The organism is Mycobacterium sp. 1245111.1 (genome assembly GCF_001673405.1).
Lineage (GTDB): Bacteria > Actinomycetota > Actinomycetes > Mycobacteriales > Mycobacteriaceae > Mycobacterium.
In genome coordinates, this window is record NZ_LZLV01000042.1 from 1 (window position 1) to 21,816 (window position 21,816).

The 21,816-nt window shown below is 64.6% G+C and carries 23 protein-coding genes; 12 read left to right on the forward strand and 11 right to left on the reverse strand.

Going from position 1 to position 21,816, the window contains the following annotated elements; translation table 11 throughout:
• From A5658_RS08040 to A5658_RS08070, 7 genes are all read left to right on the forward strand, one after another.
• Positions 1-923, forward strand: a 923-nt coding sequence (locus A5658_RS08040) for a thiolase domain-containing protein (protein ID WP_067332941.1), incomplete at its 5' end; no start/stop codon positions are given.
• A gap of 2 nt (positions 924-925) precedes the next feature.
• Positions 926-2,095 carry a thiolase domain-containing protein gene (locus tag A5658_RS08045; RefSeq protein ID WP_067332943.1) on the forward strand — a complete coding sequence of 390 codons (1,170 nt, stop codon included), beginning with the start codon at positions 926-928 and terminating at the stop codon, positions 2,093-2,095.
• Complete coding sequence (locus A5658_RS08050; protein WP_067332945.1) at positions 2,092-2,970, forward strand: TIGR03619 family F420-dependent LLM class oxidoreductase; 879 nt, start codon at positions 2,092-2,094, stop codon at positions 2,968-2,970. Before A5658_RS08045 ends, A5658_RS08050 begins: the two co-directional genes overlap by 4 nt.
• Complete coding sequence (locus A5658_RS08055) at positions 2,967-3,374, forward strand: nuclear transport factor 2 family protein (RefSeq protein WP_067332947.1); 408 nt, start codon at positions 2,967-2,969, stop codon at positions 3,372-3,374. Before A5658_RS08050 ends, A5658_RS08055 begins: the two co-directional genes overlap by 4 nt.
• Before the next feature lie 65 nt (positions 3,375-3,439).
• Positions 3,440-4,048, forward strand: a complete 609-nt coding sequence (locus A5658_RS08060) for a DUF4389 domain-containing protein (RefSeq protein WP_067332948.1) — start codon at positions 3,440-3,442, stop codon at positions 4,046-4,048.
• Positions 4,035-4,667 carry a class I SAM-dependent methyltransferase gene (locus tag A5658_RS08065; RefSeq protein ID WP_067332950.1) on the forward strand — a complete coding sequence of 211 codons (633 nt, stop codon included), beginning with the start codon at positions 4,035-4,037 and terminating at the stop codon, positions 4,665-4,667. Before A5658_RS08060 ends, A5658_RS08065 begins: the two co-directional genes overlap by 14 nt.
• A 225-nt stretch (positions 4,668-4,892) precedes the next feature.
• Entirely contained in the window at positions 4,893-5,399 is a 507-nt protein-coding gene (locus A5658_RS08070; RefSeq protein ID WP_067332952.1) for a hypothetical protein, read from the forward strand.
• Positions 5,400-5,424: 25 nt separating this feature from the next.
• On the opposite strand, the gene A5658_RS08075 is transcribed toward A5658_RS08070, so the two are convergent.
• Together A5658_RS08075 and A5658_RS08080 are read right to left on the reverse strand one after the other, a co-directional pair.
• Positions 5,425-7,929 carry an FtsX-like permease family protein gene (locus A5658_RS08075; RefSeq protein ID WP_067332953.1) on the reverse strand — a complete coding sequence of 835 codons (2,505 nt, stop codon included), beginning with the start codon at positions 7,927-7,929 and terminating at the stop codon, positions 5,425-5,427.
• On the reverse strand, positions 7,926-8,624 hold the full coding sequence (locus A5658_RS08080) for an ABC transporter ATP-binding protein (protein ID WP_067333025.1): 699 nt from the start codon (positions 8,622-8,624) through the stop codon (positions 7,926-7,928). The genes A5658_RS08075 and A5658_RS08080 overlap by 4 nt, the downstream gene beginning before the upstream one ends.
• A gap of 267 nt (positions 8,625-8,891) precedes the next feature.
• On the opposite strand from A5658_RS08080, the gene A5658_RS08085 reads away from it, so the two are divergent.
• Complete coding sequence (locus A5658_RS08085; protein ID WP_067333026.1) at positions 8,892-9,560, forward strand: hypothetical protein; 669 nt, start codon at positions 8,892-8,894, stop codon at positions 9,558-9,560.
• A gap of 36 nt (positions 9,561-9,596) precedes the next feature.
• On the opposite strand, the gene A5658_RS08090 is transcribed toward A5658_RS08085, so the two are convergent.
• On the reverse strand, positions 9,597-10,121 hold the full coding sequence (locus tag A5658_RS08090) for a gamma carbonic anhydrase family protein (RefSeq protein WP_067332955.1): 525 nt from the start codon (positions 10,119-10,121) through the stop codon (positions 9,597-9,599).
• Between the two features lie 135 nt (positions 10,122-10,256).
• Between A5658_RS08090 and A5658_RS08095 the strand changes: the two genes are divergently transcribed.
• Positions 10,257-11,411 carry a Rieske 2Fe-2S domain-containing protein gene (locus tag A5658_RS08095; RefSeq protein ID WP_067332957.1) on the forward strand — a complete coding sequence of 385 codons (1,155 nt, stop codon included), beginning with the start codon at positions 10,257-10,259 and terminating at the stop codon, positions 11,409-11,411.
• Positions 11,408-11,869: a hypothetical protein gene (locus A5658_RS08100; RefSeq protein WP_067332958.1), complete on the forward strand. Its 462-nt coding sequence runs from the start codon at positions 11,408-11,410 to the stop codon at positions 11,867-11,869. The genes A5658_RS08095 and A5658_RS08100 overlap by 4 nt, the downstream gene beginning before the upstream one ends.
• A 3-nt stretch (positions 11,870-11,872) precedes the next feature.
• Here A5658_RS08100 and A5658_RS08105 read toward each other — a convergent pair whose 3' ends face one another.
• From A5658_RS08105 to A5658_RS08135, 7 genes are all read right to left on the reverse strand, one after another.
• Complete coding sequence (locus tag A5658_RS08105) at positions 11,873-13,021, reverse strand: sulfotransferase (RefSeq protein ID WP_067332960.1); 1,149 nt, start codon at positions 13,019-13,021, stop codon at positions 11,873-11,875.
• Positions 13,022-13,101: 80 nt separating this feature from the next.
• A complete protein-coding gene (locus A5658_RS08110; protein ID WP_067332961.1) occupies positions 13,102-13,884 on the reverse strand; it encodes an SDR family oxidoreductase in 783 nt (260 codons plus the stop codon).
• Positions 13,885-13,886: 2 nt separating this feature from the next.
• Positions 13,887-15,026 carry a hypothetical protein gene (locus A5658_RS08115; RefSeq protein WP_067332963.1) on the reverse strand — a complete coding sequence of 380 codons (1,140 nt, stop codon included), beginning with the start codon at positions 15,024-15,026 and terminating at the stop codon, positions 13,887-13,889.
• 131 nt (positions 15,027-15,157) lie between these two features.
• Complete coding sequence (locus A5658_RS08120; RefSeq protein WP_067332965.1) at positions 15,158-15,433, reverse strand: hypothetical protein; 276 nt, start codon at positions 15,431-15,433, stop codon at positions 15,158-15,160.
• A 51-nt stretch (positions 15,434-15,484) separates the two neighbouring features.
• The gene (dmpG, locus tag A5658_RS08125; protein ID WP_067332967.1) at positions 15,485-16,534 is read right to left on the reverse strand and encodes a 4-hydroxy-2-oxovalerate aldolase; all 1,050 of its coding nucleotides are present in this window, start codon (positions 16,532-16,534) and stop codon (positions 15,485-15,487) included.
• Positions 16,531-17,460 (reverse strand): acetaldehyde dehydrogenase (acetylating), encoded by a 930-nt coding sequence (locus tag A5658_RS08130; protein ID WP_067332969.1) that lies wholly within the window; start codon positions 17,458-17,460, stop codon positions 16,531-16,533. The genes dmpG and A5658_RS08130 overlap by 4 nt, the downstream gene beginning before the upstream one ends.
• A 10-nt stretch (positions 17,461-17,470) precedes the next feature.
• Positions 17,471-18,256, reverse strand: a complete 786-nt coding sequence (locus tag A5658_RS08135) for a 2-keto-4-pentenoate hydratase (protein ID WP_067332971.1) — start codon at positions 18,254-18,256, stop codon at positions 17,471-17,473.
• A 73-nt stretch (positions 18,257-18,329) separates the two neighbouring features.
• Here A5658_RS08135 and kstD point away from each other — a divergent pair, with 73 nt between their 5' ends.
• Both kstD and A5658_RS08145 read left to right on the forward strand, forming a co-directional pair.
• On the forward strand, positions 18,330-20,024 hold the full coding sequence (kstD, locus tag A5658_RS08140) for a 3-oxosteroid 1-dehydrogenase (RefSeq protein WP_067333027.1): 1,695 nt from the start codon (positions 18,330-18,332) through the stop codon (positions 20,022-20,024).
• 3 nt (positions 20,025-20,027) lie between these two features.
• On the forward strand, positions 20,028-20,888 hold the full coding sequence (locus A5658_RS08145) for a MaoC/PaaZ C-terminal domain-containing protein (protein WP_067332973.1): 861 nt from the start codon (positions 20,028-20,030) through the stop codon (positions 20,886-20,888).
• Between the two features lie 41 nt (positions 20,889-20,929).
• Here A5658_RS08145 and A5658_RS08150 read toward each other — a convergent pair whose 3' ends face one another.
• Positions 20,930-21,775: a DUF559 domain-containing protein gene (locus A5658_RS08150; protein WP_067332975.1), complete on the reverse strand. Its 846-nt coding sequence runs from the start codon at positions 21,773-21,775 to the stop codon at positions 20,930-20,932.
• Positions 21,776-21,816: the final 41 nt, after the last annotated feature.

Sequence of the window (21,816 nt, forward strand, 5' to 3'; positions counted from 1 at the left end):
ACATCGGCTTCTGGTGCTCGGGCTCATGCGATTACCTTGCGGGCCGGGCATTCTCGTTCATCTCGGCGATCGACTCGATCGGGGCGGTGCCCCCGATCAACGAGTCGCACGTCGAGATGGACGCCGCCTGGGCGCTGTACGAGGCCTACATCAAGCTGCTCACCGGCGAGGTCGACACCGCGCTGGTGTACGGCTTCGGCAAGTCCTCGGCCGGCACGCTGCGCCGGGTGCTGTCGCTGCAGACTGACCCGTACACCGTGGCGCCGCTGTGGCCGGATTCGGTGTCGATGGCGGGGCTGCAGGCCCGGTTCGGCCTGGACTCCGGCAAGTGGACCGCCGAGCAGATGGCGCAGGTGGCGCTGGATTCGTTCGCCGTGTCCGAGCGCACCGACTCGGAGAAGCCGGCCAAGAGTATCGACGAGTTGCTGGCCAGGCCGTACTTCGCGGATCCCCTACGGCGCCATGACATTGCGCCGATCACCGACGGGGCCTCGGCGATCGTGCTGGCCGCCGGCGACAAGGCCCGCGAGCTGCGCGAGAACCCGGCGTGGATCACCGGCATCGAGCACCGCATCGAGACCCCGGTCCTCGGCGCCCGCGACCTGACGACCTCACCGTCGACGCAGGCCTCGGCCAAGGCCGCGACCGGCGGGGATGCCGGCTCGATCGAAATCGCCGAGATCTATGCGCCGTTTACCCATCAGCAGTTGATCCTGACCGAGGCGATCGGCCTGCCGTCGTCGACGAAGATCAACCCGTCGGGCGGCGCGCTGGCCGCCAACCCGATGTTCTCCGCCGGACTGGAGCGCATCGGCTTTGCGGCGCAACACATTTTCGATGGTTCGGCAAACCGGGTGCTCGCTCACGCGACCAGCGGCCCGGCCCTGCAACAGAATCTCGTCGCCGTGCTGGAAGGGAAATAACCATGGCGGGCCAGTTGGCTGCGGTGCTCGGCACCGGCCAGACGAAGTACGTTGCCAAGCGCCAGGACGTGTCGATGAACGGTCTGGTTCGCGAGGCCATCGACAAGGCGCTGGCCGACTCCGGGTCGACCATGGACGACATCGACGCGGTGGTGGTCGGCAAGGCCCCCGACTTCTTCGAGGGCGTCATGATGCCGGAGCTGTTCATGGCCGACGCCGTGGGTGCGACCAACAAGCCGCTGATCCGGGTGCACACCGCCGGGTCGGTCGGCGGGTCGACCGGTGTGGTGGCGGCCAGCCTGGTGCAGTCGGGCAAGTACCGGCGGGTGCTGGCGATGGCGTGGGAGAAGCAGTCCGAGTCGAATGCCATGTGGGCGTTGAGCATTCCGGTGCCGTTCACCAAGCCGGTGGGCGCGGGTGCCGGCGGCTACTTCGCACCGCACGTGCGCTCCTACATCCGCCGATCGGGCGCGCCGACGCACATCGGTGCCATGGTCGCGGTCAAGGACCGACTCAACGGAGCTAAGAATCCGCTGGCGCACCTGCATCAACCCGACATCACGGTGGACAAGGTGATGTCGTCGCAGATGCTGTGGGACCCGATCCGATTCGACGAGACCTGCCCGTCATCCGACGGCGCCTGCGCGGTGGTGATCGGTAACGAGGACATCGCCGACACACGAGTTGCCGACGGTCATCCGGTGGCCTGGATTCATGCCACCGCGTTGCGCACCGAACCGCTGGCCTACTCCGGGCGCGACCAAGTCAACCCGCAAGCGGGACGCGATGCCGCCAAGGCGTTGTGGAAAGCGGCCGGCATCACCAGCCCGATCGACGAGATCGACGCCGCGGAGATCTACGTGCCGTTCTCCTGGTTCGAGCCGATGTGGTTGGAGAACTTGGGATTTGCGCCCGAGGGCGAGGGATGGAAGCTCACCGAGGCCGGTGAAACCGCGATCGGCGGACGGATTCCGCTCAACGCGTCCGGCGGCGTGCTGTCGTCGAACCCGATCGGTGCGTCCGGCCTGATCCGGTTCGCCGAGGCGGCCATCCAGGTGATGGGCAAAGGCGGCGATCACCAGGTTCCCAACGCGCGCAAGGCACTTGGCCACGCCTACGGCGGCGGCTCGCAGTACTACTCGATGTGGGTCGTGGGAGCGGACAAGAAGTGAAGTACACCTGCAGCATCGCGTTCGGCCAGATCGACCAACTGATCGAGCTGGCCAAGACCGCGGAGGAAGTCGGGTTCGATTCGATCGCGCTGCCGGACTCGATCTTCTATTTCGAGAAGCAGTCCGTCGACTACCCCTACACCGCCGACGGCAAGCGGATGTTCGACGAGGAGTCGCCCTGGGTCGACCCGCTGATCCTGGCGGGCGCGATGGGCGCGGTCACCTCGAAGCTGCGGTTCTACACGAACGTGATGAAGTTGGGTTCGCGCAACCCGCTGCTGCTGGCCCGCCAGGTCGGCTCGGTAGCCAACCTGACTAACAACCGCTTCGGCTTCGGCGTCGGGATCGGTTGGGCTCCGGAGGAATTCGAGTGGTGTGGGGTGCCCTACGCCAAGCGCGGCAAACGTGTCGACGAGATGATCGAGGTCATCAAGCTGGTGCTGGCCGGAGGCATGGTCGAATTCCACGGCGAATTCTACGATTTCGACCGCCTGCAGATGAGCCCGGCGCCCACCGAGCCGGTGCCGTTCTACGTCGGCGGCCACACCGACGTGGCGCTGCGCCGAGCGGCACGCGTCGGCGACGGGTGGACCAGCGCGATGATGACACACGCGGAGCTCGCTGAGACAATCGGCAAACTAGACAAGCTTCGCACCGAATATGGCCGCGCGGACTTGCCTTTCGAGATCCAGGCGGTCTGTGTCGACAAGTTCGGCGTGAACGGCCATCGCGAGCTCGCCGAGATCGGGGTCACCGACTACATCACCATCCCGTGGCTTCTGGACGGGCTCGGGACCGATGCGCCGATCGAGAAGAAGAAGGACTCGCTGAAGCGTTTCGCGGACACCTACATTCATTCGGGATGGCAGAAATGAAGGACACCCCCGCGCACCTGGCCGGTAAGCGCTCCCGCGACGCGGTAGCGGCCCGAGACAAGGAAGCGTGGCTGGCCGTGTTCGCCGACGACGCCATCGTCGAAGACCCCATCGGCCCCTCGCATTTCGATCCGGAAGGCAAGGGTCACCGCGGCCGCGACGCTATCTCGGCCTTCTGGGACATGGCGATTGCACCGACGGACAAGATCGAGTTCGTCTTCGACAAGACCTACCAGTGCGGCAACGAGGAAGCCAACGTCGGCCACATCCTGATTACCGCGGCCGGGCATCAGGTCACCGCCGAAGGCGTCTTCACGTACAAGGCCGACGGCGACGGCAGGATGCTGGCGCTGCGCGCATTCTGGGAACTCGACCAAGCCACCGCGAGCGCCCGCAAGATCTGAACCGCGCGCCCCTGCGCCTCGTTACCAGAAGGGGCCTATAGCGCATCGCCCCGGGGAGCCGCGGCATGGACGAGCCTATTCGGGTACGGAGCGACCTCGACGCGCCCTCACGCTGGAGCTGTCTTTTCAAGTGGTGTGTACTCGCGGTGCCGCACTACCCCATCCTGATCGTTCTGTACCTGCTGTACCCGCTCGCGACGATCGCCGCCGGTGTCGCGATCATGTTCACCGCGCGCTATCCGAGGCCGCTGTTCGACTTCAACGTCGGCGTGCTGCGCTGGTCGTGGCGGCTGATGAACTATCGCTTCCCGATGAACAGCACCGACAGGTACCCGCCATTCACCCTGGCGTCGCAACCGGACTACCCCGCCGATCTCGAGGTGGACTACCCCGACGGCCCGAAGAGTCGGACCGCGCTGTTGACGCGCTGGCTCCTGGGCCTGCCGCAGATACTCCTCTGCTGGTCGCTGGAGCCGTTCCTGCAGCTGCTGTGCGTCGCAAATGCGGTGTGGCTGGTGTGCGAAGGCACGATCAACACGGGCATGTTCGATCTGCTGCTCGGCATCGTCAGGTGGCGTTATCGGGTTGCCGTGTATGTCTCGATGATGCGCGACGAATACCCGCCATTCCGGATGGATCTGGGCAATGTAGGGAAGGGTCATGGCGCGCCGTAATCCGCTGTTCCCGTATCTCTACCGACTCGGCATGCCGCTCTTCGACCGGCTGTTCTATCGCCGCTATCGGCGCGAGGCGATGGCCCACGCGTTCGGGCGGCTACTGATGGTGGGCCTTGGTCCCGGAACGGATCTGCTGTTTCTCCCCGCGACGGTGACCTCGGTGGCTGCGGTGGAACCCGAAGCGGCAATGCGCCGGATGGCCACCGCGCTGGCACGGCGCCACGGCATCGAGGCCGACATCGTCGACGGGATCGGTGAATCAATCCCGTTCGGAGACAACAGCTTTGACTCGGTGCACATCGGTTTGGTGTTGTGCTCGGTCGACGACGTCGACGCCACCCTCGCCGAAATCCGGCGGGTCCTGGCGCCCGGCGGCAGGCTGGTCGTGCTCGAGCACGTCCGCGGCGAAGGCTTGATGGGCCGGTTCCAGGACCTGATCGCCCGACCATGGTCGTGGCTGGCGTCTGGGTGCGAGCCGAATCGCCGAACCGTCGACGCCATCAGCGCCGCCGGGTTCGACACCGCCGGTTTGCGCCGGATTCGGCGCACCCTGGTGCCGCCGCCATGCACCCCTCACCTACAAGGATTCGCCACGGTCATCGGCCAGAATGCGTGAAACGTGGCGGGTTCACCCCGTTGCACGACCGTTATCTTTTGTTCATCTCTTATTCAGGTATCGTTAAGCTTCAGTTCATGCACCACCCGTGTCTCCAATATGTCCCACAGGATCTACTCACTCTTCCTGGGTTTAGCGCTCAGGTTTCTTTGGGCATCTCCTCAGGGCATGCAGAAGTGACATAAATCACACTCTCGATTGGAGTTTCCGATGAGTGCTCGCGCTATGACACTCGTTCTCGGCACCGCCGGTGCCTTTCTCGCCGCCGGACTCACCTCAATGGCGACGCCCCCCGTTGCCAACGCCGACGACGGGGCCGACCTTCTATCTGCGTCCCTTGCGGCCGACCCCGCTGCGTTCCTCCCCGCGGCGGCGGACCCTGCCGCGACCGTCCTGGGCGACGGCTTTACCTTTACCACCGACCCATTGCTCGCGATGTTTGGCATCACGGACATCGGGGCGTTCAACGCTGACCAGGATTTCGAGGCGATGATTCTGCAGATTCCGTCGCTTGGCATCACGGATGTGTTGACTTCCGGAACCGAAAGCACGAATGACTTGGCGCAGTTCGGGGTGTCCAACGCCATCGGCCTAGGCATGGAAGGCGTGACAGTCAACACGTTCATGGATTCGATGGACCCCATGCTGAACAGCTCGTTCACCATTCCCTTCACCGATCCACTCGCCGGGCTATGGGACATTCTTGTTTCAAACGACTTCTTCGGCCTCTGAGGCGGACAGCTGATCTGACGTCGTCTTAGTCGACGCTGACGGCGTCGATGATGTTGAGCCGCGCCGCTCGTCGCGCCGGCGGCAGCGATCCAAGCAAGCTGACCGCCAGCGCGCCGACGGTGAACACCAGAGCCGTCCGGCTCGGCCGGAAGTCGACGGTGAAGTTCATCATGTCGGCACTCACCAGGCTGTAGAGCCACTGGTCGGCCAGGCCGAACAGCAGCCCGCAGACGCCGCCGACGATGCCGATCGCGGCCGCCTCGGCCAGGATCATCCAAAGGGTGAACCGCCGGCTGGTGCCCATCGCCCGCAGCACGCCGATTTCACGACGCCGCTCGAGCACTGAAAGCGTCAATGTATTGAAAAGCGCTACCGCCGCGACGAATACGACGATGATCCATACCGCGTTGGCGATGAACATGCTCTGGTGCAGCGGTGCCTCGAGACCCGACAGCGCGGTACGGCCGCTGTACACATAATTCGGCGCGGGCACTACCCGGCGGACGTCGGCGAGCAGACGCTTCGGATCCACACCGTCGGCCGCAGTGACCTGTAACGCCGTCGCGGCCGGGCGATCGAACCATGTCCGCATGTGGTCGAGGTCCAATCCGACGGTGCCGATGACGGTCGAGAAATACGGGACCAGCGCCAGTACCGTCGTCCGCTGCGGGCCATGCGGCGTCTGCAACTGGAGGGCGTCGCCGACCCGAACGTGCAGGGTCTTGCCGAGGTTTTGCGACAGCACGACACCTCGGCCTTCGAGCACCGACTTGCGCACCTGCTCAGTCAGCGCCGCAAAGAGCGGATCGGCACTACCGGAGGAGAACCCGTCGAGCAGGACGCGGGTGCCACCGACTTCGGCGAATCCGGCTGCGCCCTTGGTGACTCGCCGAACACCCGGCACCGCGGCCACCTTGTCGGCAATGTCTTGCGGCAGGGCGTCGGCGGGATAGCTGTCGGGCGGGTCGGCGCTCACCCACACATCGACCCCCGCGACCGGGGCGAATATGGCTCGGGCCGAACGGATCATGTCCGCGTTGGTACCGGTGATGACGATGGTGGTGACGACCGCAATGAGGACGGTCATCACGGTGGCCCACACTCGTCGCGGTGCCCGCTCGATCGTCGCCGCGGCCAGCGGGCCCACCGACCCGAACAGCCGGGCGATCGCGGCGGTGGCCTTGACCATGACCGCTGTCAACGCGAAACCCAGGGCGATCTCAGCTGTGAAGAGCGCGAACACGGCCGCGAAGGCCAACGGGCCGCGTCGGCCGAGGACGACGAGAATCGACACCGCGAAAATCGCGACGGCCGCGATACCAAAGGCCATTCGTAGCCAACGGGGAACAAAGTCGGCCGCCGAAACGCCCACCGGCGCAAGGGCTTCGATTGGCGAGACCTTGTATACCTGCCGGGCGGCCATCGCCGACGCCGCCACCGCGGTGGCGATCGTCGACGCCAGCGCGACCGGTATCGCGTATCCGGGCAGCCAGTATTCGACCCGAGCTTCCAAACCTTGGGTGATCGCCGGTGGCAGTCGGCCAATCGCGATGCGGCCCATGGCTATTCCAATGGCGCAGCCAATGCCGCCACCGAGTAGACCGAGAAGCGCAGACTCGGCAAGTAGGTCGCGCACTATGGTGGTGCGGCGACCGCCGATCGCGCGCAGCATCGAGATCACCGGGCGTCGCTGGGTGATCGCCATCGTCATCGTGGTGTAGACCAGGAACGCGCCAACTACCAGCGCAACTCCGGCACCCATCAACGCCATGTAGTTCATCAGCTTGACGCCGTCACCGGCTCGCACCGCCCGCATACTGGGCGCCGCGACGATTGCCCGATCCTTCACCGCCGCGGTGACCCCGGCGCGTACCGCGGCCAGGTTGGCGTGCGGCTTGGTGGTGATCAGGATCGAGTCGAGTTGCCCCTTTCGCCCGGTTATGTTCTGCGCCAAAGCAAGTGGGGCAAGCACATAGTGGCCGCCGTTGAGATCGGCAAGCTGCTTGCCGGTAAGCACCTCCGTCACCGTCACCGAGGCGGAGCCCAACTGGAATTTCTGCCCCTTGACAACGCCGACCTTGGGCCCAACCTGAACACCATTGGGGTTATCCGACAGCTCCTTCACCGGTTTGCGGACGGCATCTTTCAACGCACCGCCCAACTCGGCGCTGCTGGCGTCCGCGCCGAACAGCAGAACAGGGCCCGTCGGCGTGGACGTCGTGGTGCGAATCATCGGAGCGGCGGTCGCCACCCCGGGCACCGCGGCGACGTCGGCCGCGACGGTGTCGGGAAAGCCCGCGTCGGTGATACCCGAAACTTCCAGCGCGGCGATCCCTGCGATCCCTTCGGCCAGGCGGTTCACCGACCCGGTGATCGACCCGAAGATCCCGATGACCGCCACCAGGTACATCGCCGAAACCGCCATCACGGCAACCGAAGCGGCGGTGCGACGCCGGTGCACGACAAGCTCACGCAGGCTGAACACGCGCAGCCGGCTGGCCGACGCGGCGATCGCCGAGCCTGGGCTCATCTCCGCACCCGGGACAGCTCGTCGGAACCGATGCGTCCGTCTTGCAGGGTGATGACGCGATCCGTCGTCGCCGCGGCGTCTGGATTGTGGGTCACCATCACCACCAGACGTCGGCCGCCTTCTTCGTGCGCTACTTCGGCCAAGAGCTCCAGAATCGAAGTGCCCGTGGCGGAGTCGAGATTGCCGGTTGGCTCGTCGGCAAGAATCAACGACGGGTTCATCATCAGCGCGCGGGCCACCGCGACCCGTTGCATCTGACCACCCGACAACTCCGCCGGTCGGTGCTGCGTCCGATCGCCAAGACCTACCCGGTCCAACAGGCGAACCGCGTCGGATCTGACACTGCCGAGACGAACACCGTCGAGCAGTTTCGGAACCGCCACGTTTTCCCACGCCGACAGCGTTGGCAGCAGGTTGAAGAACTGGAAGACGAAGCCGACGCGATGGTGACGGAATCTGGAGCGTTGCTCGTCGCTCAAGTGGCCGATCTCGGCACCGTCGAACATGATCGACCCCGAATCGGGCGAATCGAGGGCGCCCAGCAAGTGCAGCATCGTGCTCTTGCCCGCACCCGATGGTCCGACGATCGAGACGAACTGCCCACCTTCGAATTGAAGACTCACTCCACCAAGAGCCCGCACCGCCTGACCGCCAACCTGATATTGGCGCACAACGTCGCGCAGCTCGATCGTCAGCCAACGACTCAGAGGGCTACGGGTGTCGAGTCGTGTGTTCATGGCCCTCCGGAAGAACGCAGCACTCACTCGGCCGCGACGAATCGGACGCGACGGCACTTGTGCCATGTACCACGAGGCCGGACACCAATTGGTTCAACAGATCGAAAATTAATTTTCCCGTCGGCGCAGATCAGCTACGCGTGTATAGTAATTTGCGGCACTACCAGCGAATTCTGCTCTTTTGCAAGACTTTTGATCGTTTTGCTGACGAAGGAGATCGATCCGATGTCGCTGCCTGCGCTTGAAGATATCGTTACCCGCACCGGCGGGGTCGAGCTCGCCGGGGTGACCCGGATAGAGACCAGTCCGCGTGAGAAGGCCACCCCGATCATCATGGAAATGATGCACTCGGTGTACCCGCACGACGAGGTATTCGGTCAGTACATCACCGTCAACGACTACATCGACTGCCCGCCCGATGAACTGTTCGCCTACATGGCCGATACCCGTTGCCTGGAAGAGTGGACCTACAGCCTGCGCGGGTTTACCGAGACCGACGAGCCTGGCCTCTGGCGGGCCTACGACCGGTTGGGGTCGGAGACTGAAATCTATGTCCGCACAGTGGCCAGCGAACAGGGCCGCACCGTCGACTATCACTGCGCCTGGGATCAGGGCAAGCATCTGTGGATGATCTACCTGATGCGGGTCGTCGATGCGCAAACCGTATTGGACAAGCCGGGTTCGGTGGTGCTGTGGACGAATTGCCACCACCCGTTCTACGAGCGCAACCCGTACCCGGATGCCAGCCCACCCGAACGTCCGGTGTGGGTCGGAGACTTCTGGGACATGTTCGGACCGGGTCACCTACTGGAATTGAAAAACCTCAAGGCTATCGCCGAGTACCGTCATCACAACGGCCTCCCGGTGACACCGGACTGGATGCGACAGGCCTAAAACTGTTGCGGCGCATAATCGTATGCGTCCAGAACGCTAAATCGGCTCTAGCCCAGTCAGATAACGCTGAGCGAGATCCTGGTACGCCTTCGGGTTCACCTTCACCCACATCTCCGCACCGGTTCCCGCGATCGGCCCCTTGACGGTGGCCGGCGCCCCGACCACCAGTACCTCGGCCGGAATCTTGGTGCCGCCGGTCACCAGCGCGCCCGCCGCGACCAGGCTCCGGGCACCGATCACCGCGCCGTCGAGCACGGTGGCGTGGTTGGCGATCAGCGCCTCCGCGCCGATGCGGGCGCCGTGGATGATGCACATGTGCGCCACGGTCGCACCGGGACCGATGTCGACGGGAATGCCCGGCGGCGAGTGCAGCACCGAACCGTCCTGCACATTTGCGCCCTCGCGGACGATCACCGGCCCGTAGTCGGCGCGCAGCACGGTGTTGAACCACACCGACGCACCGGCTTCGACCGTCACATCGCCGATCAGAGTCGCGGTAGGAGCAACGAAGGCGGTGGGATCGACCCGCGGCGATCGGCCTTCAAAGGAAAACAGCGGCATCGTTCAGATATACCGCAGGCCGGGTAACCGGCAGTGATGCCACATTGACCAGCCGTAAATGTCCCCGTCGTTGCGCGATCCGGGACCAAAACTGTAACGTGTTCTAGTTAGAAGCCCGATAACCGTGGAGGCCTGATGGCTACCGACACCGCCGAAGTTCGCGAGATCGACGCCGGCACCCTGCCCGACCGCTATGCCCGCGGTTGGCACTGCCTTGGCCCGGTCAAGGACTACCAGGACGGCGAACCGCACGGGATCGAGGCGTTCGGCACCCACCTCGTCGTGTTCGCCGATTCACACGGCGACGTACACGTCCTCGACGGCTACTGCCGCCACATGGGTGGCAACCTGGCGCAAGGCACCATCAAGGGCGACGAGGTCGCCTGCCCGTTCCACGACTGGCGCTGGGGGGGCGACGGCAAATGCAAGCTGGTTCCCTACGCCAAGCGCACCCCTCGGCTGGCCCGGACCCGGTCCTGGCACACCGACGTCCGCGGCGGTCTGTTGTTCGTCTGGCACGACCACGAGGGCAACCCACCGCAGCCCGAGGTGCAGATCCCGGAGATCCCCGAGGCAGCCAGCGACGAGTGGACCGAATGGCGGTGGAATTCGATCCTGATCGAGGGCTCCAACTGTCGGGACATCATCGACAACGTCACCGACATGGCGCACTTCTTCTACATCCACTTCGGTCTGCCGACGTACTTCAAGAACGTCTTCGAGGGCCACATCGCGTCGCAGTATCTGCACAACGTAGGGCGGCCCGACGTCAACGACCTGGGCACCTCATACGGTGAGGCACACCTGGATTCGGAGGCGTCCTATTTCGGCCCGTCGTTCATGATCAACTGGCTGCACAACAAGTACGGCGACTACAAAGCCGAGTCGATCCTGATCAACTGCCACTACCCGGTAACGCAGAACTCGTTTGTGCTGCAGTGGGGCGTCATCGTCGAAAAGCCCAAGGGCTTGGACGAAAAGATGACCAACAAGCTCGCCGACGTCTTCACCGAAGGTGTCAGCAAGGGCTTCCTGCAGGACGTCGAGATTTGGAAGCACAAGACCCGCATCGACAACCCGTTGCTGGTCGAGGAAGACGGCGCGGTGTACCAGATGCGTCGTTGGTACCAGCAGTTTTACGTCGACGTCGCCGACGTCACGCCGGACATGACGGATCGCTTCGAGATCGAGGTGGACACCACCATCGCCAACGAGAAGTGGCATGTCGAAGTCGACGAGAACCTGCAGAAGCAGGCCGAAGAAGAAAAGACCGAGCAACCCGCGACATGAGCCACTCCGACCAGCCGCCCGATGTCGATCGGTTAGCTCGGTCGATGTTGATGCTCCATGGTGATCACCACGACCACGAGGAGCCAGCCCCGACGGGCAACGGTGGCGGAACCTGGTCGAAGGCACCGAATTTCGCCAGCGATCCGGATCGAGCTGCCGCGGTACAGGCGGCCACTCAGGCCGATAAGACTCGCTACCTGACGTCGGGCCTGCAGCCGGTGGACTGCCGGTTCTGCCATGCCACCGTTAGTGTCAAGCGCCTAGGCCCCGGACACACTGCGGTGCAATGGAATAACGACGCATCGCAGCGCTGCGCCTATTTCGCCGAGGTACGCGCCAACGGCGAACCCAGTGCGCGGACGCGGGCCTGTCCAAAGCTCGCCGACAGCATCGAACACGCGGTCGCCGAGGGCTGTTTGGAAGCGGCGTCGACCGCTACTCCGCCTGGCGACGGCTAGCGATCACAGCCCGGCGAAGCGCTCCTTGACTTCGTCGGCGGTCAGCCCATAGTCATCCAGAGAGTACTTATGCTTGGGAGCCCGTTCGCCGCTTTGACTTTCGGCATGGCTCTTTTCCATCGCCTGCTGCGCCTCATCAGTCAGCCGAATGTCGAAGTGGCGGTAAATGTCGGCCACCGTGCCGATCGGATCGGCGATGAACTCGCGGTACTCGACGTCATAGAACTGGCCCGGGTTGTATTTGGCGCGAGCGCTATTGAACCGCTCGAGACCGCGTGACCAGGTTTCCATTGAGTCAGCCCCGATTTGCGAGCCGACATAGGTCGTCGACCATCCTTCGGTCGTGTGCTGGGCCAGCGAGCACATCGACGCCATGATGGTCTCGACCGGCCGGTGCGTCTGAATCACCAGCGCGTCAGGATAAGTCGCCATCAGCGCGTCGAGAGCGAACAGGTGACTCGGGTTTTTCAGCACCCACCGCTTGTCGGTGTCGTTGAGCCCGATCAGCTGAAGGTTCTTACGGTGACGCTGATACGCCGGCGTCCAGTCCTGCTGCGACAACCACTTTGAGTAGCTGGGCAGGTGCGCCAGCGTCTCGTAGGACACCGAGTGCAGCGACTGGCGCAGCAGCTGCCAGCATTCCTCGAGCTCGTAGGCGGCCATGAAGTGCAAGCCGGTGTAGCCCGGGTTGTCCTGGTGATGCTGATTGAACTGGTCGTCGAGTTGGCGATACAGCGGATGCGAGTCCCAGGTGTCGCGCGGCGGCCGCGGCTGCGGGAACTCCGCCAGCCACATGTGCAGACCCTGGTGCGCCGGGTCGGCGCCGAGCAGCCTGTGCAGCGCCGTGGTCCCAGTGCGAACCAGACCGGTGACGAAGATGGGCCGCTTGATCTCGACGTCGGCATGCTGCGGATATTGCTTCCACGCCGACTCCGACAACAGCCTGGCCACCAGCGCGCCACGCAAGAAGAAACGATTCATCTTGCTGCCCAACGGCGTTAGGCCGGCTTCCTGCCGATAGGAGTCCAGCAGCACGCCGAGCGCTTCGCGGTAGTTGTCGTCGTCGACGCCGAAGTCGTCGAGCCCGGTCAGCTTGGTCGCCGAGGCGTGCAACTCCTCGACTGTGGCAATGTCGGTGCGTTCAGGCGTCAATTCGCCGCTTCCTCCTCATCGCTGCGTCCCCCTCGCCGCTGCGCGGCCGGGAGGTGCCCCCACTGCCGCGTCGGCGGCGGCTAGTTGTGGTACTCACCGCAGTTGACGTCCAGCGTCTGTCCGGTGATGCCGCTGGACAAGTCACTGGCCAGGAACATGATCGCCGACGCCACCTCGTCCTCGGTCGGCAAACGCTTGAGGTCGGAGTTGGCCGCGGTGGCCTGGTAGATCTGGTCGGCGGTGGTGCCGTATTTGCCGGCCTGATGCTCGAAGTAGGCCTGTAGCGTTTCACCCCAGATATAGCCGGGTGCAACGGAGTTCACGCGAATACCCTTCTCGCCGAGCTCGGTGGCCAGCGACTGCGACATCGACAGCAGCGCGGACTTGGCCATCTTGTAGGCGCCGTATTTCGCTTGCGAGTGCCTCAGCACCATCGAGTTGACGTTGACAATCGAGCCGTTCGCCTCCTCCAGTGCCGGGGTGAAGGCCTGGATGAGGCGCAGCGCGCCCAGCGCGCTGAGCTCGATCGCATCGCGGATGTGCTGGAAACTGGTGCCGGCCAACGGTTTCATGGAGGGCACCCGAAACGCGTTGTTGATCAGCACGTCCACCTTGCCGAAGTTCGACGTCGTCGACTCCACCAGAGCGGCGACGTCGTCGTCCTCGGTGATGTCGGCGCGAACCGCCAGCGCCTTGTGCCCGGCGTCGCCGAGTTGCTTGGCGAGATCTTCCAATCGCTCGACCGTGCGGGCCGCCAAGACCAACTCCGCTCCGTCTTTCGCGCATCGCTGCGCCAGCGTGGTGCCGAGCCCCGGCCCCACCCCGCTGATCACGATGACTTTTTTGTCGAGCAGTCCCGTCATTGTTACCCCAGCATCCTTGCTGCAATTTGCTGTTGGCGCAACGCGATTCGTGTACGCCAGTCTTCTTCGGTGATCTTATTGTGCTCGTAGTGGGGCAAGGCGCCCGGGAGCTTGTCGATGTTGACGAGCTCGACCGTGGGGCCGTCAGCCTCGGTGAGTTCACGCGACACCCGCTGCCAGCGGAACTGCAGGAAGCCACGTCGATGGCCCACCGTTTCGACCCAGTTGGTGACGCCGGGGTTCTGATCGGAGACCACGATGCGGACCTTGCCGTCCGGATCCGCTTGAGCCTGAGTGTTGTTCAGCGACGTCTGGTGGTTGATGTAGTCCAGCGAGATGTACCACAGGCTGCCCAGCTGGAAGCCGAGGTAGGGCGCGTCGCTCACCGGCACGGTGATCACCAGAGCCTCGTCGGGCTTGAGCTCGAAGTGACCGACCGACGAGTACTGCGTCGCCAAGCCGCCGGGGGTCAGGCGCGGCGCGACCATCGTGTTGACCGGCAGATCCAGGTAGAACCACTGCGGAAACTGCAGCCAGGTCTTGATCCGGTTGACCAACTGCTTTCCCGCTACGCTGTAACGCTTTTCGATCGTCGCGCGCGTCAGCGGGGGCGGCGCGGTGCCGACGGTGTCCGACCGCGAGATGGACAGCGTGCCCCGCTGCGCGGCCCAGTCGCCGTAGACCTCGCGGATCACCAATTGACCTGGGCTGGTTGGCCGGACCTGCCACTGAAAGCTGCCGTCCGCGGCGATGTCGAGTTCGCGGTCGTCGAACGCGGCCTGGCTGGCCGGCACATTGTCGTCGGTGTACTCACCGCCGAGCAGTTGGAAGCTCAGGTCGGTGGTGGTGCCGCGAATGCCGGTGACCGTGTAGTCGTGGTTCGGCTGCACGCGGCACCCAAAGTAGAGCGTGTCCGGGTTGTCCAGACCCATCTTGGTGTAGGGCCCGGTGCCGGAAAGCAGCACGGGATGGTCGCGGTCGTAGTCGAAGACCATGTGGGTGCACGCGGCCACGCAACCGGCCAGATATTGAAGCCCCTCGAGCAGGTCGGCTTCGGTCTCGATATGCGGTGCGGCGGCGACTAGTTTCTCGGACTCGGCGATGGCAGAGACAAGCGGCTCAGAAAAGAGGGGGGTGGACACGTATCGACGCTAGAACGTGTTCTAGTTTTCGTCAACAAGCGAACATCCGCGCAGCGACGATGCGCGCCGGAACGGCGTGAGGAGGAGCTGGGCTCGAAACCTCGGCTGCGTTCACCGACGACGCGGAGTCACTACGGCGCGCACTGCTGCGACAGGTCGATCAAGTGCTGCCGAACGTCCGGATGCCGATTCAGGTAGTCGAGGACGGTGCCGTTACCGCCCTCGGCCTTGGATTTGGACTGCAGCTGCTGGTGTAGGTCGGGATGCCGCTGCAGGTAGGAGTCGATGGAGTTGCCGACCGTCTGATCACAGGCCGCGTCGGCCACTGGCAACGCAATCATTGTCGCCGCGGCAGCGGCGGCGAGCCCGCCGGCCAGCCGGCCGGCCCACGTGAATGACGTACTCATGGCCGCGACGCTACTCGCGACAGCTATGGGCAGCCTGTGCGTTGGCTCAGACTATTTCGAGGCGCTTTCCTGCTCGCGCTTGATCTCCAGCGCGATGTCGATGAGCTGGTCTTCCTGGCCGCCGATCAGCTTGCGCTGACCGGCCCGGTGCAGCAACTGGTGGGCCGGGACGCCGTAGCGCTCGGACTGGCGAACGGCGTGCTTGAGGAAGCTGGAATAGACCCCCGAGTAACCCATGATCAACGCGTTGCGGTCGAGCAGGCACTCGGCCGGCATGGCCGGCGCGACGACTTCCTCGGCGGCATCGGCGATGTCGAAGAAGTCGATGCCGGTCTTGACGCCGATCTTGTCGAACACCCCGATCAGCGCTTCGACGGGCGCGTTGCCCGCGCCCGCGCCGAAGCGGCGGCAGGAGCCGTCTATCTGCTTGGCGCCGGCCCGCACGGCCTCCACGGAGTTGGCCACGCCGAGTCCGAGGTTCTCGTGGCCATGAAAGCCAACTTGAGCAACCGATCCTATTTCGTCGACCAGCGCGGCCACCCGGTCGCGCACGCCCTCGAGCACCAGCGCGCCCGCGGAGTCGACGACGTAGACGCATTGGCAGCCGGCGTCGGCCATGATGCGGGCTTGGGCGGCCAGCTTCTCCGGGGGGATCGTGTGGCTCATCATCAGGAACCCGACCGTTTCCAGGCCCAGCTCGCGGGCGAGCCCGAAGTGCTGGATCGAGACGTCGGCCTCGGTGCAATGGGTGGCGATCCGGCAGATCGATCCGCCGTTGTTCTGCGCCTCTTTGATGTCTTCCTTGGTGCCGACCCCGGGCAGCATCAGGAACGCGATCTTGGCTTCTTTGGCGGTGTCGGCGGCGAGCTTGATCAGCTCCTGCTCGGGTGTCTTGGAGAACCCGTAGTTGAAGCTCGATCCGCCGAGCCCGTCGCCGTGGGTCACCTCGATGACCGGCACGCCGGCATTGTCGAGGGCGGCCACGATCGCGCCGACCTCGTCCTTGGTGAACTGATGACGCTTGTGGTGCGAACCGTCGCGCAAGGACGTGTCCGTCATCCGGACGTCCCAGATCGGGTTGAAGAAGATGTCTGTACTCATGCTTGTGCTCCTGTGACCGCGAGGGTTTCCTTCGCGATTTCCTCGCCGACCTTGGTGGCCGCGGCGGTCATGATGTCCAGGTTGCCCGCGTACGGCGGCAGGTAATCGCCGGCGCCTTCGACTTCGACGAAGGTGGTGACCAGCGCTTGGCCGCCCGAGTGCACTGACGGCTCGTCGAATTGCGGCTCGTTGAGCATCCGGTAGCCAGGCACGTAGGTCTGCACTTCGGCGACGACGTCGTGGATCGACTTGGCGATCGCGTCGCGGTCGGCATCTTCGGGGATGGCGCAGAAGATGGTGTCGCGCATGATCATTGGCGGATCGGCGGGGTTCAAGATGATGATCGCCTTGCCGCGCTTGGCGCCGCCGATGGTCTCGACGCCTTTGCTGGTCGTTTTCGTGAACTCGTCGATGTTGGCGCGGGTTCCGGGCCCCGCCGACACCGACGACACCGACGCGACGATCTCGGCGTAGGGCACCTCGACGACGCGGCTGACGGCGTACACGATCGGGATGGTCGCCTGCCCACCGCAGGTGATCATGTTGACGTTCGGTGCGTCGAGGTGTTCGCGCAGGTTGGCCGGCGGGATCACGGCCGGCCCGACCGCGGCCGGCGTCAGGTCGATCGCCCGAATTCCGGCGGCCTCGTATTTCGGCGCGGCGTCGCGGTGCACGTAGGCGCTGGTTGCCTCGAAGACCATGTCGGGCTTCTCGGACTGCGCAAGCAGCCAGTCCACGCCCTCGTGGGTGGTCTCGAGCCCGAGCTTGCGGGCCCGGGCCAGGCCTTCGCTCTCCGGGTCGATGCCGACCATCCAACGCGGTTCCAGCCACTCCGAACGGAGCAGTTTGTAGAGCAGATCGGTGCTGATGTTGCCCGACCCGACGATGGCCACACTGAGTTTTCCCGTTCGGGCCTGGGACCCCATGGACGCTCCTTTACTCGAAAGACAATCGGACGGACCCGAGGCCCGCGAAATCGGCGACGAAGTTGCTGCCGGCAGGTGCGTCGATCGCTCGTGTGCACGAACCGGGCAAGACGATGTCACCTTTTCGCAGTCGTACTCCGAAGCTTTCCACCTTGCGGGACAACCACGCCACCGCGGTGGCCGGATTACCGAGCACCGCGTCGCTGCGGCCCTCGGCCACCACCTCGCCGTTGTTGGTCAGCACGGCATCGATCGACTTGATGTCGATGTCGGACGGTGCGACCCGGGCTTCACCCAGCACGAAACCCGCCGACGACGCGTTGTCGGCAATGGTGTCGCAGAGCGCGATCTTCCAGTCGGTGATCCGGGTGTCGATCAGCTCGATGGACGGCACGAACGCCTCGGTTGCATTAAGGACGTCCTCTTCGGTGCAGTTCGCGCCCGGCAGGTCGTGGGACAGGATGAAGCCGACCTCGACTTCGACCCGCGGGTAGAGAAAGCGGTTGGACTTCACGGGGACATCCTCGAACACCTGCATCTCGTCGAGCAGGTGTCCATAGTCTGGTTCGTCGACTCCCATCATCTGCTGCATCGCCAGCGACGACAGCCCGACTTTGTGGCCGACCACCCGGGCGCCCTCTGCGACCCGCTGCCGGATGTTGATCAGCTGAATTTCGTACGCGTCGACGACGTCGATCTCGGGATGCCCGGCGGTCAGCGGAGTGATCGGCTGACGGCTCCGTTCGGCCTGTGCGAGATCGGCGGCCAGCGCGACACGGGTGGCAGCCGGGATCATTTAGCCGAAGTCCCCTCACTCGATTGACCGGGGCGGTAGCGCCCGGCCGTGGCAATTCTATAACGTGTTCTACATGACAACTCAGGAGTTCGACGTCGTCGTGGTGGGAAGCGGCGGCGCCGGCATGGTTGCTGCTCTTGCGGCCGCCCACCGGGGTCTTAGCACTATAATCGTAGAGAAAGCCCCGCACTACGGCGGCTCCACCGCCCGCTCCGGTGGCGGTGTGTGGATTCCCAACAACGAGGTCCTTCAGCGCGACGGCGTCAAGGATACCGCCGAAGCGGCGCGCGCCTACCTGCACGGGATCGTCGGCGATGTGGTCGAGGCACAGCGCATCGACACCTACCTCGAGCGCGGTCCCGAGATGCTGTCGTTCGTGCTCAAGAACTCGCCGTTGAAGATGTGCTGGGTGCCGAACTACTCCGACTACTACCCGGAGGCTCCGGGCGGACGGGCCGGCGGTCGGTCGATCGAGCCGAAGCCGTTCAACGCCAAGAAGCTGGGCCCAGATCTCGCCGGCCTCGAACCCCCTTACGGCAAGGTCCCGCTCAATGTCGTTGTGATGCAACAGGACTACGTGCGACTGAACCAGCTGAAGCGACACCCGCGCGGCGTACTGCGCAGCCTCAAGGTCGGAGCCCGCACGATGTGGGCCAAGGCGACAGGGAAACACCTCGTCGGCATGGGACGCGCGCTGATCGCGCCGCTGCGCATCGGGCTGCAGAAGGCCGGCGTCCCCGTGCGGCTCAACACCGCGCTGACCGACCTCTACGTCGAGGACGGCGTGGTCCGTGGCATCTACGTGCGTGAGACCGGTCAATCGGAAGCAACTGAGCCTCAACTGATCAGGGCCCGCAAGGCCGTCATTCTCGGCAGCGGCGGCTTCGAGCACAACGAGCAGATGCGGGTGAAGTACCAGCGCGCGCCGATCACCACCGAATGGACCGTCGGCGCGAAGGCCAACACCGGTGACGGTATCCTCGCCGCCGAAAAGCTCGGTGCGGCACTGGATATCATGGAAGACGCCTGGTGGGGCCCGACCGTCCCGCTGGTCGGCGCGCCGTGGTTCGCCTTGTCGGAGCGCAACTCCCCTGGCTCCATTATCGTCAACATGTCCGGCCAACGATTCATGAACGAATCCATGCCCTACGTCGAGGCGTGCCACCACATGTACGGCGGCGAGTACGGCCAAGGCCCCGGCCCAGGAGAAAACATTCCGGCGTGGCTGGTGTTCGACCAGCAGTATCGCGACCGCTACATCTTCGCCGGATTGCAGCCGGGCCAACGTATTCCGCGCAAGTGGATGGAGTCGGGCGTGATCATCCAGGCGGACACCCTGGAGGAGTTGGCCGCCAAGGCCGGCCTGCCCGCCGACGCGTTCGCCGCGACCGTCGAGCGATTCAACGGCTTCGCCCGCTCCGGCGTCGACGCCGACTACCACCGCGGCGAGAGCGCCTACGACCGCTACTACGGCGACCCGACCAACAAGCCGAATCCCAACCTCGGCGAGATCAGCCATCCGCCGTACTACGCGGCCAAGATGATGCCGGGCGACCTGGGCACCAAGGGCGGCATCCGCACCGACGTGCACGGCCGCGCCCTGCGCGACGACGGCAGCATCATCGAAGGCCTTTATGCGGCCGGCAATGTCAGCGCTCCGGTGATGGGTCACACCTACCCCGGACCGGGCGGTACGATCGGCCCCGCGATGACGTTCGGTTACCTGGCCGCACTGCACATTTCTGATTCCGCAGCCGGAGGGGCCTAGATCATGCCGATCGATCCTGACGTCGCACTGAACGCCACGCTTGACCCCATCGAATTCTCTTGGAGCAGTAGCGATATCCAGCTCTACCACCTGGGCCTCGGTGCCGGCGCCGACCCGATGGATGCCCGTGAGCTGCGCTACCTGATCGACGACAACCCGCAGGTGTTGCCAACATTCGGCAACGTGGCGGCCAGTTTTCACATGACCAAGCCGCCGACTGTTCAGTTCCCCGGCATCGACATAGAGTTGAGCAGGGTCCTGCACGCCAGCGAACAGGTGACCGCGCCGGGGCCGCTGCCGCCGTCCGGTTCGGGGAAGGCGGTCACCCGGTTCACCGACATCTGGGACAAGGGCAAGGCCGCGGTGATCTGGTCCGAAACCGAGGTGACCGCTCCGGACGGGACGCTGCTGTGGACCCAGCGCCGTTCGATCTTCGCCCGCGGCGAGGGTGGCTTCGGGGGTGACCGCGGGCCGTCGACTTCGGCGGCGGCGCCCGAACGGTCACCCGACCTCTCGCTCGACATCCCGATTCTGCCCCAGCAGGCGCTGCTCTACCGCCTCTGCGGCGATCGCAATCCATTGCACTCGGATCCCGAATTCGCCTCTGCTGCAGGGTTTCCGCGGCCGATCCTGCACGGCCTGTGCACCTACGGGATGACCTGCAAGGCGTTGGTCGACGCCTTCTTCGACGCGGACGCCGCGGCGGTCGGCTCCTACGGGGCGCGGTTCGCCGGGGTGGCGTTCCCCGGTGAGACGCTGAAGGCCGCCGTCTGGAAGGACGACGGACGACTGCTGGCCACCGTCACCGCACCGGCCCGCGAAGACACCGTCGTACTGTCCGGCGTGGAGCTGATCCCGGCCTAGGTTGCGTGCGTCGAGACGCACGTATGAGCTTTCGTGTGCGACTAGACGCACAGACGTCGGGCCAGGGCCGCACGAACGCGCCTCACGATTTCTGCAGGCCTGTCTCCTGCGATGACTCTCACGACGATCCACCCGAGGCTCTCGAGCATCTCCAATCTGCGGATGTCCCATGTGTATTGCCGCCGATCGGTGCGATGTTGCTCACCGTCATACTCGACGCCAACCTTCGCGTCCACCCACCCCATGTCCAGGTAGGCGAATGGATTGCCGAACTCGTCACGCACAGGAATCTGGGTCTTCGGGCGAGGTAAACCGGCTTGCATCAACACGACTCGCAGCCACGACTCTTTCGGTGACTGCGCGCCCGGGTCGAAGAGGTCTAATGCCAGACGCGCTCGCATGATCCCTTTGCGCCGTGCGTACCTGTGTAACAGGACTTCGACGTCTACTGCCTTGACATCGACCGCCGCCGCCATCGCGTCAATTCCCGCCACCGCCGTCATCGTGGGGTACCAGCATCCGAAGTCCAACACGGTTCGCGCCGCGGAGGTCACGCGCACGCCCGCTACCACCTCGATCTCGTCCGGATCGATTCGGACTTGATGCGTTTGGATTCCGGCAGGAGTCCGTCGATTGCCGTGAATCAGCTCGACGACGTGCGCGCCATCTGCCCATCTGCTTCCGTGGAGTGCAGCCGCGGCGAATCCTCCGACAACGCCCCGACGTCCGGACCATAGCCAGGCCGCTTTCGCACGGAGTTCCGCATCGACCTCGACTTCACGTGGGACGTATACGTCTGGGAACAATCGATGGTGTCGCGTTGCCAGTTGCGTCTTGGTCAGACCCCCTGCTGCAACGACCTCGCTTCCGATGAACGGTTCCGCCATTGCGGCAGCTTCGCAGTCAGTGCCGTCATCGTCACTTCATA